The organism is Parendozoicomonas sp. 2304DJ65-17 (assembly GCF_058148445.1).
Map to the genome: position 1 here is coordinate 1 of NZ_JBYVJV010000119.1, position 237 is coordinate 237.

A 237-nucleotide genomic window follows, 5' to 3' on the forward strand; every position below is an offset into this window, starting at 1 on the left:
ACACCCTGTCCGGAATACCGCCTTTACATGAAGGAATGGTTAAAAGTTCATAAAAAAAGTCCCTGCACTTTGTGCAGGGGCTTTTTAAAGATGGCGGACCGGACGGGACTCGAACCCGCGACATCCGGCGTGACAGGCCGGCATTCTAACCAACTGAACTACCGGTCCACACAACAACTTCAAACCGAACACGGAACAAACTGCCCCCTGGACTGAAGCCTGTCAGATCACTCAAGA

General features: G+C 51.5%; 1 tRNA gene. It reads right to left on the reverse strand.

Annotated elements, in window-relative coordinates:
- Positions 1-91: 91 nt before the first annotated feature.
- Positions 92-168, reverse strand: a tRNA-Asp gene (locus ACY2RR_RS24735).
- Positions 169-237 lie beyond the last annotated feature (69 nt).